General features: G+C 65.7%; 16 protein-coding genes. 5 read left to right on the forward strand and 11 right to left on the reverse strand.

The window, feature by feature from the left end; translation table 11 throughout:
• Positions 1–149 precede the first annotated feature (149 nt).
• Entirely contained in the window at positions 150–539 is a 390-nt protein-coding gene (locus JQC81_RS29910; protein ID WP_203275424.1) for a YkvA family protein, read from the reverse strand.
• A gap of 80 nt (positions 540–619) precedes the next feature.
• Here JQC81_RS29910 and JQC81_RS29915 point away from each other — a divergent pair, with 80 nt between their 5' ends.
• Positions 620–1,405 carry an SDR family NAD(P)-dependent oxidoreductase gene (locus tag JQC81_RS29915; protein ID WP_203275425.1) on the forward strand — a complete coding sequence of 262 codons (786 nt, stop codon included), beginning with the start codon at positions 620–622 and terminating at the stop codon, positions 1,403–1,405.
• Between the two features lie 5 nt (positions 1,406–1,410).
• Here JQC81_RS29915 and JQC81_RS29920 read toward each other — a convergent pair whose 3' ends face one another.
• The 7 genes from JQC81_RS29920 to JQC81_RS29950 form a co-directional block, all read right to left on the reverse strand.
• The gene (locus tag JQC81_RS29920; RefSeq protein WP_203275426.1) at positions 1,411–1,815 is read right to left on the reverse strand and encodes a GFA family protein; all 405 of its coding nucleotides are present in this window, start codon (positions 1,813–1,815) and stop codon (positions 1,411–1,413) included.
• A 3-nt stretch (positions 1,816–1,818) separates the two neighbouring features.
• On the reverse strand, positions 1,819–2,121 hold the full coding sequence (locus JQC81_RS29925) for a 4a-hydroxytetrahydrobiopterin dehydratase (RefSeq protein WP_036346523.1): 303 nt from the start codon (positions 2,119–2,121) through the stop codon (positions 1,819–1,821).
• A gap of 185 nt (positions 2,122–2,306) precedes the next feature.
• Positions 2,307–3,323 (reverse strand): YeiH family protein, encoded by a 1,017-nt coding sequence (locus tag JQC81_RS29930; protein WP_203275427.1) that lies wholly within the window; start codon positions 3,321–3,323, stop codon positions 2,307–2,309.
• Between the two features lie 228 nt (positions 3,324–3,551).
• Entirely contained in the window at positions 3,552–4,142 is a 591-nt protein-coding gene (locus JQC81_RS29935; protein ID WP_203275428.1) for a histidine phosphatase family protein, read from the reverse strand.
• A 38-nt stretch (positions 4,143–4,180) separates the two neighbouring features.
• Complete coding sequence (gene thpR / locus JQC81_RS29940; protein ID WP_203275429.1) at positions 4,181–4,717, reverse strand: RNA 2',3'-cyclic phosphodiesterase; 537 nt, start codon at positions 4,715–4,717, stop codon at positions 4,181–4,183.
• A 180-nt stretch (positions 4,718–4,897) separates the two neighbouring features.
• Positions 4,898–5,941 carry an aldo/keto reductase gene (locus tag JQC81_RS29945; protein ID WP_203275430.1) on the reverse strand — a complete coding sequence of 348 codons (1,044 nt, stop codon included), beginning with the start codon at positions 5,939–5,941 and terminating at the stop codon, positions 4,898–4,900.
• Positions 5,942–6,006: 65 nt separating this feature from the next.
• On the reverse strand, positions 6,007–6,669 hold the full coding sequence (locus JQC81_RS29950; protein WP_203275431.1) for an arylesterase: 663 nt from the start codon (positions 6,667–6,669) through the stop codon (positions 6,007–6,009).
• Positions 6,670–6,741: 72 nt separating this feature from the next.
• On the opposite strand from JQC81_RS29950, the gene JQC81_RS29955 reads away from it, so the two are divergent.
• From JQC81_RS29955 to JQC81_RS29965, 3 genes are all read left to right on the forward strand, one after another.
• Positions 6,742–7,434: an ABC transporter ATP-binding protein gene (locus tag JQC81_RS29955; RefSeq protein WP_203275432.1), complete on the forward strand. Its 693-nt coding sequence runs from the start codon at positions 6,742–6,744 to the stop codon at positions 7,432–7,434.
• A 10-nt stretch (positions 7,435–7,444) separates the two neighbouring features.
• A complete protein-coding gene (locus tag JQC81_RS29960; RefSeq protein ID WP_203275433.1) occupies positions 7,445–10,030 on the forward strand; it encodes an ABC transporter permease in 2,586 nt (861 codons plus the stop codon).
• Positions 10,031–10,256: 226 nt separating this feature from the next.
• Positions 10,257–11,039: a Bax inhibitor-1/YccA family protein gene (locus JQC81_RS29965; RefSeq protein WP_203275434.1), complete on the forward strand. Its 783-nt coding sequence runs from the start codon at positions 10,257–10,259 to the stop codon at positions 11,037–11,039.
• A gap of 61 nt (positions 11,040–11,100) precedes the next feature.
• On the opposite strand, the gene JQC81_RS29970 is transcribed toward JQC81_RS29965, so the two are convergent.
• Positions 11,101–12,609, reverse strand: coding sequence for an MFS transporter (locus JQC81_RS29970; protein WP_203275435.1), 1,509 nt, complete (start codon positions 12,607–12,609; stop codon positions 11,101–11,103).
• Between the two features lie 87 nt (positions 12,610–12,696).
• On the opposite strand from JQC81_RS29970, the gene JQC81_RS29975 reads away from it, so the two are divergent.
• Positions 12,697–13,233 (forward strand): GNAT family N-acetyltransferase, encoded by a 537-nt coding sequence (locus JQC81_RS29975; protein WP_203275436.1) that lies wholly within the window; start codon positions 12,697–12,699, stop codon positions 13,231–13,233.
• Positions 13,234–13,248: 15 nt separating this feature from the next.
• Here JQC81_RS29975 and JQC81_RS29980 read toward each other — a convergent pair whose 3' ends face one another.
• Both JQC81_RS29980 and JQC81_RS29985 read right to left on the reverse strand, forming a co-directional pair.
• On the reverse strand, positions 13,249–14,244 hold the full coding sequence (locus tag JQC81_RS29980; RefSeq protein WP_246520754.1) for an SDR family oxidoreductase: 996 nt from the start codon (positions 14,242–14,244) through the stop codon (positions 13,249–13,251).
• 67 nt (positions 14,245–14,311) lie between these two features.
• Complete coding sequence (locus JQC81_RS29985) at positions 14,312–14,692, reverse strand: DUF2794 domain-containing protein (protein WP_203275438.1); 381 nt, start codon at positions 14,690–14,692, stop codon at positions 14,312–14,314.
• Positions 14,693–15,158: the final 466 nt, after the last annotated feature.

A 15,158-nucleotide genomic window follows, 5' to 3' on the forward strand; every position in this document is an offset into this window, starting at 1 on the left:
TCAACACCATCACTTTGAGGGACAGCCACCCCGCTCCGCTAGCTCGTGAGCGGCAGGCCCATTACGGCATCTAACGGAATCACTTATAGCGACAAGAAATAACATTTCAATGAGTGCATATTCTTATTAAGCACAGCTTAGCTTGAATATCAGTGAGCTTCGCCTTGCGTCTCCGCCAAAGTCTTGCGGGCCTTCTCCCTGTGCTCTTCCGTAATGGAGCCGGCCACCTGGGTGATGGCGGCAGCCAGTACCGCCGCATCGTCGGCGAAGCCGATCAGGGGCAGGAGGTCGGTGATCGCATCGGTCGGGAACACGAAATACGCGATGGCGCCCAGGAGAATCAGCTTGACGCGGCTAGGGGTCGACGGGTCGGTGGCGCAGTAGAAGGCGGCGACCAGGTCCTCGGCGAAGGGGATCTTGCCCGCCACGCGCTTGAGCTTGTCCCAGAACCGGCGCTTCAGGCCTTCCTCGTCCCGGGTTGCCTGGCGCACGGCCTCCATCTCGGCCTTGGTGAAAGGCTTCACGAAGGGTTCGCTCATCCGGTCTGTTCCTTCCATTCTCTGCGTTCCCGTTCCGTCAAGGATACCGTAAGAGGTGTCCCAGCACAGGGAGAAAAGCGATGAAGCTCGACAAATTGATGGCAGCCGTCGTCACCGGAGGCGCTTCGGGCCTCGGCGAGGCCACGGCCCGCATGCTGGCGGCCAACGGCGCGAAGGTGGCCATTCTGGACATGAACGCGGAGCGCGGCGAACAGGTTGCCCGCGACATCGGCGCAACCTTCTGCAAGGCCGACGTGACGGACGAGGCCTCCATCGATTCGGCGCTGGCCCAAGCGCGCGCGGCGAACGGCATCGAGCGCGTTCTCGTGAACTGCGCCGGCATCGCGCCGGGCAAGCGCACGGTCTCAAAGAAGCGTGAGACCGGTGAGCTGATCCCTCACGATCTGGCGAGCTTCCGCCGCGCGGTGGAGATCAACCTAATCGGCACCTATGCGATGATCTCGAAATGCGCCGCCGCCATGGCGGGCTTGGATCCCGTGACGCCCGACGGCGGACGCGGCGTCATCGTCAACACCTCGTCGGTGGCAGCCCAGGACGGGCAGATCGGGCAGGCGGCCTACTCCGCCTCCAAGGGTGGCGTATTGGGCCTGACGCTTCCCGTCGCCCGCGATCTCTCGGGCTTCGGCATCCGCGTGATGACCATCATGCCGGGCCTCTTCCACACGCCGCTCTTCGAGGGCATCGCGGAGGATTACCGCAAGGCGCTCGAGGCCAACGTGCCGTTCCCCTCGCGCCTCGGGCGACCCGAGGAATACGCGAACCTCGTCAAGGCCATCATCGAGAACGACATGCTCAACGGCGAGGGCATCCGCCTCGACGGCGCGCTGCGCATGCAGCCGAAGTAAAGCCTTCAAGGAACTTCGCCCCGGTTCTCGGGAAAGCTCTTCAAATCCGGGGTGCAGAGCCAGGCTTCTCGTCGCTTGGTCCAGGCCTCGTAGGTGGGCGTGAAGAGGTTGGGCTCGTCGAAGGCGCCGAGCTTGATTTCGATCTCGTCCCCAGCGTCGCGGTCGAACACCTGCGAGCCGCAGACAGGACAGAAGCAGCGCTCGGATTCCGGCGTGGCGGACCAAGCCTTTGTTTCGCCCGTGATCGTCACCTGATCGACGGGATAGATCACGAAGGCATTGAAGGGAGCGCCGCTGATCTTGCGGCAGGTCATGCAATGGCACAGGCCCACGCGCTTTGGCTCGCCCATGGTCTTGAACGTCAGCTGGCCGCAGGCGCAGCCGCCCGTGAGGATGCGCGTCTCAGCCATGGCCTATCTCTTCGTCAGGCCAGCGGCCATCTGGTCCATGCGCTGCGCCAATTCGACGTCGCGTCGCGTGAGGCCCTTGGCATCGTGGGTAGCCAGCGTGACCTCGACCCTGTTGTACGTGTTCGACCATTCGGGGTGGTGATTCATAGCCTCGGCGGCGAGCGCCACGCGGGTCATCCAGCCGAAGGCCTGGCTGAAATCGTCGAACACAAAGCGCTTGGTGATCGCATCGCGGCCTTCGACCATCGCCCAGCCGTCGAGGGCGGGCAAGAGTTCCTGGCGCTCGGAATCGGACAATCGGGGCATGAGCGGCCTTCACCTTGAGAAACGATGTCTCCTAGTGATGAAGCGGCACGGCACGGTTTCAAGGGCTCATGCCTTCGTGTCATTCCCGGCGAGCGAAGCGAGGGAAGGGAATCCACATGGTACGCTCAGCGCTTTGGATCCCCCCTTCCCGGTCCGAGCGGACCGCCGGGGATGACATAGATCGTTCAAGGAATGGCGAGCAGCCGGATAAGCCCCAGGCTGATCGCAATCAGCACCAGAAGCGAGAGCGTCACGGCGAGCGTCACCCGGCCGCCGACCTTAGCCAGCACCTTGAGGTCCACGCCGAGCCCCAGCGCCGCCATGGCAATCACCGTGAGAACCGTCGTGACCGGCATCACGATCTGCAGGAGTGACTCGGGAATGGCGCCGAGGGAACGCAGCAGCGCGAGGCTTAAAAAACCGACGATGAACCAGGGCACGAGCCGGCTGAAGGACAGCCGTGCTTTTGGCGCTTCCGCCTGCCGGCCCGCGAAGATTGAGAGCCCAATCACCACCGGACCGAGCATCAGCACGCGCACGAGCTTCACGAGGGTGCCGATTTGTGTGCTCGCGAGACCGATCGGCACGGTGGCGGCCAGCACCTGCGGCACCGCATAGACGGTCAGCCCCGCCAGCACGCCGTACTGCATCGTCGATAGGCCGATGAGCGGCACGAGCAGGGGCAGGGCGAGCACGACGATCACACCGAGAATAGCCGTGAAGGCGATGGATGAGGCGACATCGGCGGGCTTTGCGCCGATCACCGGCGCCACCGCCGCGATCGCCGAGTTGCCGCAGATCGCATTGCCGCAGGCCACCAGCACCGCCATGCGCTTCGGCAGGCCGAGCATCCGCCCGAGCGCGTAGCTGGCGCCAAGCGCCAGGGCCACTACGACGGCGATGCCAATGATGAGGGCAAGGCCCGCATCCAGCACCGCTTGGAAGCTGATCGAGGCGCCGAGCAGCATCACGGCGATCTCGAGCAGAGTCTTGGCGGAGAAACCGACGCCGGGAGCCCAGCGTGGTCCGGGCGTCCAACGCGTGCGCAAGATGGTGCCGAGCAGGATCGCGATGACGAGGGCTTCGAGCCAGGCCCGGCCGGTCCAATGCTCCTCGATCCGCTGAAGTCCCATGGCGGCGAGCGCAATCGCCGCGCAAAGGGCGATGCCCGGCGCCAGTTGCGCGAGAGGAATGCGGATCATGGGAGCTTTTGGTCCTGTGTGTCGCGAGGAGGGGCTAGTCGCAGGACACGACGCATGCAAGCGCAATCGGATCCGCTGTCATTCCGGAGCGCCGCAGGCGAGGCCGGAATCCATAGCCGCTAACAGTACAGACAAAGGCGCAGCGCTGATCGCTCCTTCTTGAGACACCGCGTTCATGGATTCCGGGCTCCGCTGCGCGGCCCCGGAATGACAGCGGGACATGCGAGGCTAAACTGCAAACCCATCCTCGATCGCGCGCCAGTTCTGCGTCAGCGTGAACGTGTCGCGATCGACAACGATGAAGCAGCCGCCGCCGGGATGCTGCGGACGGCTTTCCCGGCCGATCTCCACCTGCTGCAGATGAGCCGTGAGCAGGCAGCCAACGGCGCCGTGGGACACGATGACGATGTCGCCGGAGGTCGGATTTTCGCGCAGGATGCGAGTCACCGCCTTCACGATGCGCGTCTGTGCGTCGACGGCGCGCTCCCAGCCGCGGATGCTATCGTGCGGACGGCCGAAGAACTCGCGCACCACGTCCCAGAACTCCGGCGGGGCGATGAAGCCCGTGGACGAGCGGTCGTTCTCTCCGAGATCCTCATGCGTCCCGTAAGGCAAGCCGAGCCGCTCCGCCACGATGGCGGCTCCATCCCGCGCTTTCCGCTCCGTGCTGGCATAGACAGCCTTGACGTTGCGGTCCGCGACCAGATCCACGAACCGCTCCATGCGGGCGCGCCCGATGGGGTTCAGGGGCCATTCGGTGATGGGCTGGTTCGGGTCAATGACCACTTCGGGATGGGTGAGAAAGATGAGCGAAGCCATGACCGTGGCTGTAGCAGTCCTCCTTAAGAGCGTCGAGCCTAGCTCAAGGGATAGGCCGCTTCGATCACGTAGGGACCGCCGCCCACGGAGGCCCGTGACGAGTAAAGCACGAAGCGGTCGGCCGTGAAGGTAAGCTTCGGAAATTGGCCATTGGTCGCAATGTAATGCGCGACGTCGACCGGGGAGACCTGCTTCAGGCGCGCCAGGGTGATGTGCGGCGTGAACTTGCGGGTCTCGGGCGGCAGACCCACCTGGCGCAGGAGACGCTCCTGCTCCGCCTGCAACTCGTTCAGCTCCCCATTGCCTGAGGTGCGGGCGAAGACCGCGCGCGGCTTCGAGCCCCCGAAGCTGTCGAGCCCGTCGATGGTGAGGGTGAGCGGAGCGCGTTGACGCCTCTCGCCGAGGATTGAGGTGACATCATCGGCCATGCGCTCGTCGATGTCGCCGATGAAGCGCAGGGTGATGTGGTAGTTCTCGGGCTCGACCCAGCGCGCGCCGGGAAGCCCGCCGCGGAAGCCCGACAGCGCCAGGGCGATCTCGGCCGGGATCTGGATGCCGGTGAACAGACGTGGCATGCGGCACCTCCCGGGGCTAGTTGTGTCGATTCAGACAATTGGTGGCCGGGTTTGTTCCGCGTGGGGAACATCCCTCTTCGTCATCACCGGCCTCGTGCCGGTGATCCCGGTCGGACAGGCGCGGCGCCTTTCAGGATCGGGATGGCCGGGACAAGCCCGGCCATGACCACAGATGATGAATTACGGGCAGGGGTTGCAGTGCTCGACGTGGATGGCGTCGATGCGCTTCTCAAGCTCTGGCGTGATCGTCACGTTGGTCGAGGCGATGTCCGTCTTCAGCTGCTCCATGGAGGTGGCGCCGATGATGTTGGACGTCACGAAGGGGCGCGAGTTGACGAAGGCCAGCGCCATCTGGGCCGGGTCGAGGCCGAATTCCTTCGCGAGCGCGATGTACTTGCGGATCGCCGCCTCGGCGGTGGCGTTCTCGTAACGCTGCCCGCGCTCGAACAGGGTCGTGCGGGCGCCGGCCGGGCGGGCGCCGTCGAGGTACTTGCCCGTGAGGTAGCCCTGAGCCAGCGGCGAATAGGCCAGCAGGCTCACGTTCTCTTGCATCGTCACCTCGGCCAGCGCCACCTCGTAGGTGCGGTTGAGGAGGTTGTAGGCGTTCTGGATCGACTGCACCCGGGCCTGTCCCTTGGCGTCCGCATGCTTGAGGAAGGTCATGGTGCCCCAGGCGCTCTCGTTGGAGAGGCCGAAATGGCGGATCTTCCCGGCCTTCACCAGGTCGGTCATGATCTCGACCGTCTCGGCGATGGGGTGGGAGGGGCCTTCCTGATGGCGGAAGATCGTCGGGTTCGACCCCCAGGGCATCGGGCGGTCGGGCCAGTGGATCTGGTATAGGTCGATATAGTCGGTCTGGAGCCGCTTGAGGCTCTTGTTCACCGCCTCCTCGATCTGGCCGCGGGAGAGCTCGGCCTTCGAGCCGTCATCCCGGTACCAGGTGCTGTCGGAGCGCCCCACCACCTTGGAGGCGAGGATCACCTTGTCGCGGGAGCCGCGCGCCTTGAACCAGGAGCCGATGATCCGCTCCGTGGAGCCTTGGGTCTCGGGCTTGGGCGGGATCGAGTAGAGCTCGGCGGTGTCGAAGAAGTTGACGTCCTGGTCCAGGGCGTAATCCATCTGCGCGTGGCCCTCGGCCTCCGTGTTCTGCTGGCCCCAGGTCATGGTGCCGAGGCAGATGAGGCTGACATTGAGGTCCGTGCGGCCGAGGCGGCGATATTCCATAGGTACAGGCTCCTCGCGGCGATAGGATCCGCCGCGTTCAGGCAAGAATGAGGCGCTGAACAGGTTCAGCGCTGGGCGATGCGGGCGAGAAAGCGCTCGACGGTGGGCAGGATGCGCGCGACGATGATCTCGATCCCCTTGGCCGTCGGGTGCATGCCGTCGGGCAGGTTGAGGGACCGCTCGCCGGCGACTCCGTCCAGGAAGAAGGGATAGAGCACAAGGTCGTGCTTCTTCGCAATGTCCGGATAGAGGCTGTCGAATTTCTGCACGTAATCCGTCCCGAGATTGCGCGAGGCATACATGCCGGCGAGCATCACCGGGATGTTGCGGCTTTTAAGGCGCTCGACGATGGTCTCGATGTTCCTGCGGGTGAGCGCCGGATCAAGCCCGCGCAGCATGTCGTTGGCACCGAGCTCCAGGATCACCCCGTCGGTGCCGTCGGGCACCGACCAGTCGAGACGGTCGAGGCCGCCGGACGAGGTGTCGCCGGAGACGCCCGCATTCGTGATCTCCACCTTGTGGCCCTTTGCCTTGAGCGCCCGCTCCAGCACCACCGGGAAGGCGGCCTCCTGCGGCAATCCGTAGCCCGCGCTCAGGCTGTCGCCCAGGGCCACGAGGCGGATCGGTTGTCCTTGCGCCTGGGCCGCCGAGAGAGGGGCGATCATGGTGGCAAGGGCCGCCGCACACGCAAATATGATCGTCATGAATGGGCCGGATTGGCGCTTCATCGATAGGCTTCCCATCTATGCCGGACTAGAACCGGGTTGAATCCAAGTTTCCAACAGATCGGGTGAACAGGCATGCAGGACAAGGCCATCGCGCTGCACGATGTCGATTTGAGCCTCGGGCGCGGGGCCGCACGGGTGCATATCCTCAAGGGGATTTCGCTGAACATCCCCAAAGGCGAGGCGGTGGGGCTCGTCGGCCCCTCAGGCTCCGGCAAGTCGACCCTGCTCATGACCATGGCCGGACTGGAGCGTCCCGATTCCGGAAAAGTGATCGTCGACGGCACCGATCTGTCCGGTCTCGACGAGGATGCGCTGGCGCGCTTTCGCGGCCGGCGCATCGGCATCGTGTTCCAGTCCTTCCACCTCGTGCCCACCATGACGGCCCTGGAGAACGTGGCGCTGCCCCTGGAGCTTGCCGGCGAGGACGACGCCTTCGAGCGGGCGGAAGCCGAGCTGCAGGCTGTGGGTCTCGGCCATCGTCTCCATCACTATCCGGCGCAGCTCTCCGGCGGCGAGCAGCAGCGGGTGGCCATCGCCCGCGCCATCGTACCCAATCCGGCGATCCTTGTGGCCGACGAGCCCACCGGCAACCTTGACGAGAACACGGGCGGGTCCATCATCGACCTGCTCTTTGCCCTCAAGCGCGACCGGGGCGCGACCCTGGTGCTCGTGACCCACGACCTCAACCTCGCCCGCCTCTGCGACCGCATGGTGCGCCTGCGCTCGGGCCAGCTGGAGGCCGACGCGGCTTCCGCCGTCGCCTAAGGACATTCCCATGCACGGCACCCTTCCGGCCACGCCACCGAGGCGCTCTTCGTCGGCCCGCACGCCACTCCTGCTGCGCCTCGCTCTCCGCGAGCTGCGCGCGGGCCTCAAGGGCTTTGGCATCTTCCTGGCCTGCATTGCGCTCGGCGTTGCGGCGATCGCCAGCGTCTCGTCGCTGTCGCGATCGCTCACCGAGGGCATCTCCCGCGAGGGGCGCCGGATTCTTGGCGGCGACATGGCCTTCTCCCTGATCCAGCGCGAGGCAGCAACGCCCGAGCGGGCGTTCCTGGAATCGCAAGGCCGGGTCAACGTGATCGCCTCCATGCGGGCCATGGCGGTGGCCGGCGACAAGGGCTCCGGCCTCGTCGAGATGAAAGCGGTTGACGGGGGCTATCCCACCGTCGGCACCCTTGAGACCGATCCGCAGCTGCCTCCGGCCGAGCTTTTTACCGAGCGCGATGGCGCTTTCGGCGCAGCGGTCGATCCGGCGCTTCTTGCGCGGCTCGACCTCAAGGTGGGCGACCGGGTGACGGTGGGTGCCGCCAATGTGGAATTGCGGGCACGTCTCGTCTCCGAGCCCGACAAGATCGCCGACGGCATCGGCTTCGGGCCGCGGCTGCTGCTCTCACGGGAGGCCTTGGATGCCACCGGCCTTGTGCAGCCCGGCAGCCTCGTGCGCTGGACGTACCGGCTCACCCTGCCGCCGGAGGTGTCCACCGAGGAGGGGCTGACCAGGATCGAGGCGGAGGCGGGCCGCGTCCTGCCCGAGGCCGGCTGGAACATCCGCACGCGGCTCAATGCCGATCCGCGCTTTGCCCGCAACATCGAGCGCTTCACCCAGTTCCTCACGCTCGTCGGCCTCACGGCGCTGCTCGTGGGCGGCGTCGGCGTCGCCAATGCGGTACGCGGCTTCGTCGACCGCAAGCGCGCCTCCATCGCCACCCTCAAGAGCCTGGGCGCGCCGGGCGGCCAGGTGGTGATGCTCTACCTCAGCCAGGTGATGCTGATCGCCATCGTGGGCATCGGCATCGGACTGGCCTTCGGGGCGGCCCTGCCGTTCGTGATCACCGCGCTGTTCGGCCATCTCCTGCCGATCCCGATCCAGCCGACGCTGGCCTGGAGCGAACTCGGCATCGCCTTGCTCTATGGCGCGCTCACCGCGCTGGTCTTCGCCATCGCGCCTTTGGGCCGTGCTCATGACGTGCCGGTGTCGGGCCTGTTCCGCGACCAGATCGACCCGGAGCGGCGCTGGCCGCGCAAGCGCTACGTGACGGCGCTGGTGCTCTCCGTCGTGGCGCTCGTGGGCCTGTCGCTGCTGGCAGCCTATGACCGGCGGGTGGCTCTGATGTTCGTGGCCGCCGCCGCAGGCTCCTTCGCGCTGCTGCGCGTCGTCGCCTTCGGCATCATGGCGCTGGCCCGCCGCCTGCCGCGCCCGCGCAGGACGGCGCCGCGGCTCGCGCTCGCCAACATCCACCGGCCCGGCGCGCTTACGCCTTCGCTCGTGCTGTCGCTGGGGCTGGGCATCACGCTTCTGGTCACGCTCGCGGTGATCGACTCCAATCTGACGCGCCAGCTGACGCAAAGCCTGCCGGAGCGGGCGCCGAGCTTCTTCTTCCTCGACATCCCGAACCAGCAGGCCGATGCCTTCGAGGGTTTCCTGAAGCAGCAATCCGGCGATGCGCAGATCGAGCGCGTGCCCATGATGCGCGGGCGTCTCGTCACCCTGGGCGGTCGCCCGGTCGCCGAGATCAAGGCGGAGGAGGACATCGCCTGGGTGCTCTCGGGCGACCGCGGCATCACCTATGCCAAGGCGCCGCCGGAGGGCTCCAAGATCGTGCAAGGTGAGTGGTGGCCGGAGGATTACCGCGGCAAGCCGCTGGTCTCCTTCGACCGCAAGATCGCCGAGGGCCTAGGCCTCAAAATCGGCGACGAGATCACCGTCAACGTGCTCGGGCGCAACATCAGCGCCACCATTTCCAACCTGCGCGAGGTGGAATGGCGCTCCATGGGCATCAACTTCGTCATGGTGTTCTCGCCGAACGCCTTTGCCGGCGCGCCGCACACGCATCTCGCCACCGTCACGTTCCCGAACGGCTCCGACGAGGCGCTCGATGCCCGCATCCTGCGCAGCTCCGCCCAGGCCTACCCCATGGTCACGAGCGTGCGGGTGAAGGATGCTCTGGAAGCGGTCAACGACGTGGTTTCGCAGCTCGTCATGGCGATTCGCGGCGCCAGCTCCATCGCGCTGATCGCGAGCCTCCTGGTGCTCGCGGGTGCGCTGGCGGCGGGCCACCGGGCCCGGCTCTACGATGCGGTGGTGCTCAAGACCCTCGGCGCCACGCGCGCCCGGCTGCTCTCGGCCTATGCCCTCGAATACGGGCTGCTCGGGCTCGCCACGGCCGTCTTCGGGCTGCTCGCCGGGACGTTTGCCGCCTATTTCATCGTCGAGCGGATCATGAATCTAAGCTTTACCTTAGATTTGTCGGGCGCCATCCTGGCTTCAGCCTTGGCGGTTCTCGTGAGCGTCGGTTTAGGCTTGATGGGAACTTGGCGGATTCTCAGTCAAAAGCCGGCGCAGTATTTAAGAAACCTTTAAGCGCCGCAGCATCGAGCGCGCTATAAAGAAACGCAAAAAGCTTTGTGAGGAGCAGCAGCTACTCTGCTCTTCATTTTTCTTTCTTCACGAAGATTTGAAGCTTGACCTTGCCTCTTGCGAAAAACGGTCGGCCCTCACATATTCGTGGTGTCGCCCGAAATGCGGCGACCGAGGGCTGAACCCAGCCTTTCGAGGGAACAACGGGACACCGCGAGAAAGGACTCCGATGCAACCGTATGAGCAAAACCAACACGCCTATGGCACCGGCTTTGCCCGGACGGCGGCTCAGGTCGACCAGGGCCTGCGCGCCTTCATGCTCGGCGTCTACAACAACATGGTCCTGGGCCTTGCCATCTCGGCCCTGGTCGCGCTCGGCATCAACATGCTGGCCACCACGAGCGATCCGTCGCAAGCGGTTGCCCGGATGGGTGGTGTCGGCCTGACCCAGTTCGGCGCGACCCTGTATGGCTCGCCCCTGATGTGGGTTGTGGCGCTGGCGCCTCTGGCCTTCATCTTCTTCTTCTCGTTCCGCATGGACCGGATGTCCGCGGCGTCGGCCCGCACCACCTTCTTCGCCTTCGCGGCGGTGATGGGTGCTTCGCTCTCGACGCTTCTCATCCGCTACACCGGCGCGAGCGTCGTGCAGGTGTTCTTCATCACGGCGGCTGCCTTCGGCTCGCTGTCGCTGTGGGGCTACACCACGAACCGCAGCCTGTCCGGCATGGGCTCGTTCCTGATCATGGGCCTCGTCGGCCTGATCCTGGCCTCGATCGTGAACATCTTCGTCGCGTCGAGCGCCCTGCAGTTCGGCATCTCGGTGATCGGCGTTCTGATCTTCGCAGGCCTCACCGCCTACGACACGCAGAAGCTGAAGGAGATGTACCTTTACGGCAACTTCGACCAGGAAGCCGCCGCCAAGGTCTCCGTGTTCGGCGCCCTGACGCTGTACCTGGACTTCATCAACATGTTCCAGTTCCTCCTGGCTCTCGTGGGCAACCGCAACGAGTAAGGACGAACGGATCACTTGATCGCGAAGCCCCGGCTGAAAAGCCGGGGCTTTTGTTTTGGGATCAGGTCTGCGCCGAGCGGTAGCCGAACCAGGCGCTCGCAACAGCCGCGGCAGCGCAGATCAGGGTCACGAGCCCGAACCCGCCGGCCATGGCGGTGGCGTAGGTATCCTGCGCGGCATCGGACGGCAGAGGAGTGCCGAACGTCGCCTGCCCGAAAAGATCTGCGGTTTCTGGGCTCGCCCATGCGGCGGCGTACTGGAATCCCAAGGTGGCGATCACGCCGAGACCGGCAACGGCGATGAGGCCCGCGACGCGTGAGATCGCGTTGTTGATGCCCGAGGCTACGCCGATCCGGTCGTCGGGAGCGGCATTCATCACCGTAGTCGACAGCGGCGCGACCGTGATGCCCATGCCCAATCCCATCACGGCCATGACCGGCATGACCGCCAGCCAGTAGCCCCCATGGAAGACCGCAGGGGCCAGGAGGGCAAAGCTCAGGCCCGTGACGAGCGGACCCACCGTGAGGAGCATGCGGGTGCCGAACCGGTCGGCCAGGACACCGCCGAGCCGCGAAAGCACCGCCATGACGAGCGTGAACGGCAGGAAGACGGACCCTGCCCGGGCGGCCGAATAGCCGTGAGCCTCGATCAGCGCCATGGGCAGGAAGAACAGGGCGCCGCTCAGCGCAAAGTACAGCAGCAGGGTCAGCGCATTGACGTTCGCGAAAGCCGGAACGCGGAACAGGTCGAGGGGCATCATCGGCGTGGCGGTGCGCCTCTCGTGCAGCACGAAGAGAACGAGGATCGCCGCGCCGGCCATCGTGAGCAGGAGAGCGATGCTCCGCTGGCTATCCCGCTCGCCGAGCGCCGTCAGTCCATAGGCGAGAAGGCCCAGGCCCAGGACGGCGAGGACGGCGCCGAGCCAATCCATGGTGGCGTCTTGCAGCGCCGAACTTTCCAGCACATGCTTCCAGCAGAGCCAGAGCGCCAGTGCGGCAACTGGGAGATTGATCCAGAAGATCGCCTGCCACGGACCGATATCGATGAGCCATCCACCGAGGATCGGTCCGAGCGCCGCCGCGATGGCGGAGGCAGCCGCCCAGGTGCCGATGGCCTTGCCTCGTGCCTCCGGCGGGAAATGGGCGCTGATGAGCGCCAGGGAGCCCGGCACCAGCAGGGCGCCGCTGACACCCTGAAAGGCCCGGGCCACAATCAGCATCCCGGCCGATTGGGACAGGCCGCACCACAGGGAGGTGAGGCCGAAGCAGGCGATGCCGATCATGAAGATCCGTCGCAGACCATAGGCATCGCCGGCCGCGCCGCCGAGGAGCAGGAAGGCGGACAAGGTCAGCGCGTAGGCATTGGTCACCCACTGCATCTCGGACAGCGACGCCTGCAGGCTCTCGCGCATCTGCGGGATCGCGACGGTCACGATGGCGCCGTCGGTAAACACCATGCTGGAGCCCAGGATCGCACTCCAGACGACAGAGTTCTGCGCACGGGATGTGACGGCCGGCGGCGTCCCGCCTGGGCTGAGCTGGTTCACCCGCAACCCTTTCTCATGACGCATCATGCTAATCCTGACGCAGGAATAAAGACAGTGCCAACGAGCCGGCGCCACTTCCTCAACAGCCCGAAACTGTTCTAGAGAATTTGCATGAGCTTTGTGATCCGCCCTTCGCTCGAAACGGACATCCCGGCCATTGCGGCCATCTACGCCCACGCGGTCACGCACGGCACCGCATCGTTCGAGCTTGAGCCGCCACCGGAAGCCGAGATGGCGCGCCGCCGCGACGACATTTTGAAAGGCGGCTATCCTTATCTCGTCGCGGAGAGGGATAACGACATCCTGGGCTATGCCTATGCCGGCGCCTACCGCACGCGTCCTGCCTATCGCTCGACGGTGGAAGATTCGATCTACGTTGCTCCATCGGCCCAGGGACAGGGCATCGGGCGCGCGCTCCTTGCGGCGCTGATCGAGCGCTGCGAGGCGCTGGAGTTCCGGCTCATGGTGGCGGTCATCGGCGATGAGGATTCACACGGTTCCGTCGCCCTGCACAGGAGCCTCGGCTTCGAGCCCGTCGGCATTCTCCGGGGCATCGGCTACAAGCACGGGCGCTGGCTCTCCACCGTGCTGATGCAGCGCCCCCTCGGGCGCGGCACCGCCGAGCCGCCGACGCGGCCGGTGGTGTAGGAGAGCCGGAAACGATCAGCCGCGCGTCCGTGCCGCGGCTCTTGTCCCGAGGAGCAAGGCCAGGCCCGCCAGGGCCGCGATCCCGACCACGCTGCTGGTCTGGCGCGCAGAGAACGGCAAACCTTTGCGGTCGCGCCAGCCGCCACTCACGCCCCGGCCGGTGGCGACCGGCTTGAGGAGCGCCCCTTGCGTGCGCGGGGCCGGCGAGGCCCGCTTGAGGGCGCGGCGCGTGAAGGCGCCGATCAGGTGCTCCGTCGGGCCCGGCGCGAGCGAGTATGCGATCTGCGCCGCGCGGGCCGGCCAGCCCACGGCCACCTCGTCACGCGGCCAGCGCACGAGCGCCACAAAGGTTTCGGCCACGTCCTCCGGCGCGTAGATCAGCGGCCCCGGATTGATCCGTTTTCCTGAGACATTCGCCCCATGGTCGAGCCCCGGCGTGTCGATGATCGCCGGAAACACGCCGCATACATGGATGTCGGAGTGATCGCCGAGTTCCTGCCGCAGGCTTGCGGTGAAGCCCCTCAGGCCGAACTTGGAGGCCGTGTAGGCGGCCGCGAAGGGGTTAGGCGCCCAGCCTCCCATGGAGATGTTGTTGATGAGAATGCCATGCCCCTGGTCGAGGAAGATCGGGAGGACCGCATAGGCGCCGTGCATCGTGCCCATCAGGTTCACCTCGATGGTGCGCCGATGGAGCGCGATGTCCGCGTCCTGATACGGCCCGACCACGCCGGTGCCGGCATTGTTGATCCACACATCGATGCCGCCGAAGGCGTGCTCGGCCGCGTGGGCGAGAGCGGCCACGGCTCCGGCATCGGTCACGTCGGTGGTGACCGCGATGGCCTTGGCGCCCAGATCCCGGCATTCGCCGGCCACCTCTTCGATCAACTCCGTCCGGCGCGCTGCCAGCGCCACGCGGGCTCCGCGACGCGCGAAAGCGAGCGCCGCCGCGCGGCCGATGCCGCTCGATGCGCCTGTGATCACAACGGAAAGGCCGGCGATATCGCGGGGCATGGCGTCCTCATGGTTGCAGCACCTGTCCTGCAACGCCATGCGCCATGGGGTGTTCCGGCCGTAGAGGCTAGTTCGCCACCACCTTGGGCTTGTCGAGCACGCGCAGCACGCGGTCGAGTTCGTGCCCGCGCTTGAGGATCAGGCCGGTCGAGACGATGACTGAATACGCGCCCTGCTTCTTGGCGAGCTTCGGGTCTTTCTCGATGCGATAGAGGGGCATTTCCGACGTGCGGCGGAAGATGGAGAACACGGCCTTGTCCGGCATGAAATCGATGGCGTAATCGCGCCATTCGCCGGCGGCCACCATGCGGCCATAGAGGTTGAGAATGGCCTGCAACTCGGCGCGGTCGAAGGACACCTGTTTCGGCGCGGCGGGGAAGGGCACAATATGGGCCGAGCCCTGGCTTGAGCCGCCGCGCAGCGGCTCCGCGATGTCACCTTCGCTCATGACGCCTCCCATGGCTGTTAACATGGTCTGATGATGGGCTTAGGCGGCTATCGGATCAACCCGTCGGGACACAATGAATCACCGCTTCCTTTGCAAATCTTATTCCTGCCTCATTCGCGCCGAAATGGAGCCGCACTAAACCCCGTAAATGCTTAAGTTGCCTCGACGGCCCGGCTCATCGAATGGCTTGGACACGTCAGCCCCCCAGCCCTCCGGGTCGTTTGGAGAGCCGGGCCACGTCGAGACACAAGGCTGCCTTACGGGGCAGCCTTTTCTTTTTGTCGCTCGCGAGTGGCGCAAGAGTTCATACTCCATACTCCCTGCACGTCATGGCCGTCCTCATATCAGGAAACACGCCCCCTTATCCTGAGGAGCAGCCGTGAGGCTGCGTCTCGAAGGATCCTCCAGCGCCCTCTGGAGGATCCTTCGAGACGGTCACTGCGTGACCTCCTCACGATGAGGTGAG

Source organism: Microvirga arabica (assembly GCF_016811235.1).
Classification (GTDB): domain Bacteria; phylum Pseudomonadota; class Alphaproteobacteria; order Rhizobiales; family Beijerinckiaceae; genus Microvirga; species Microvirga arabica.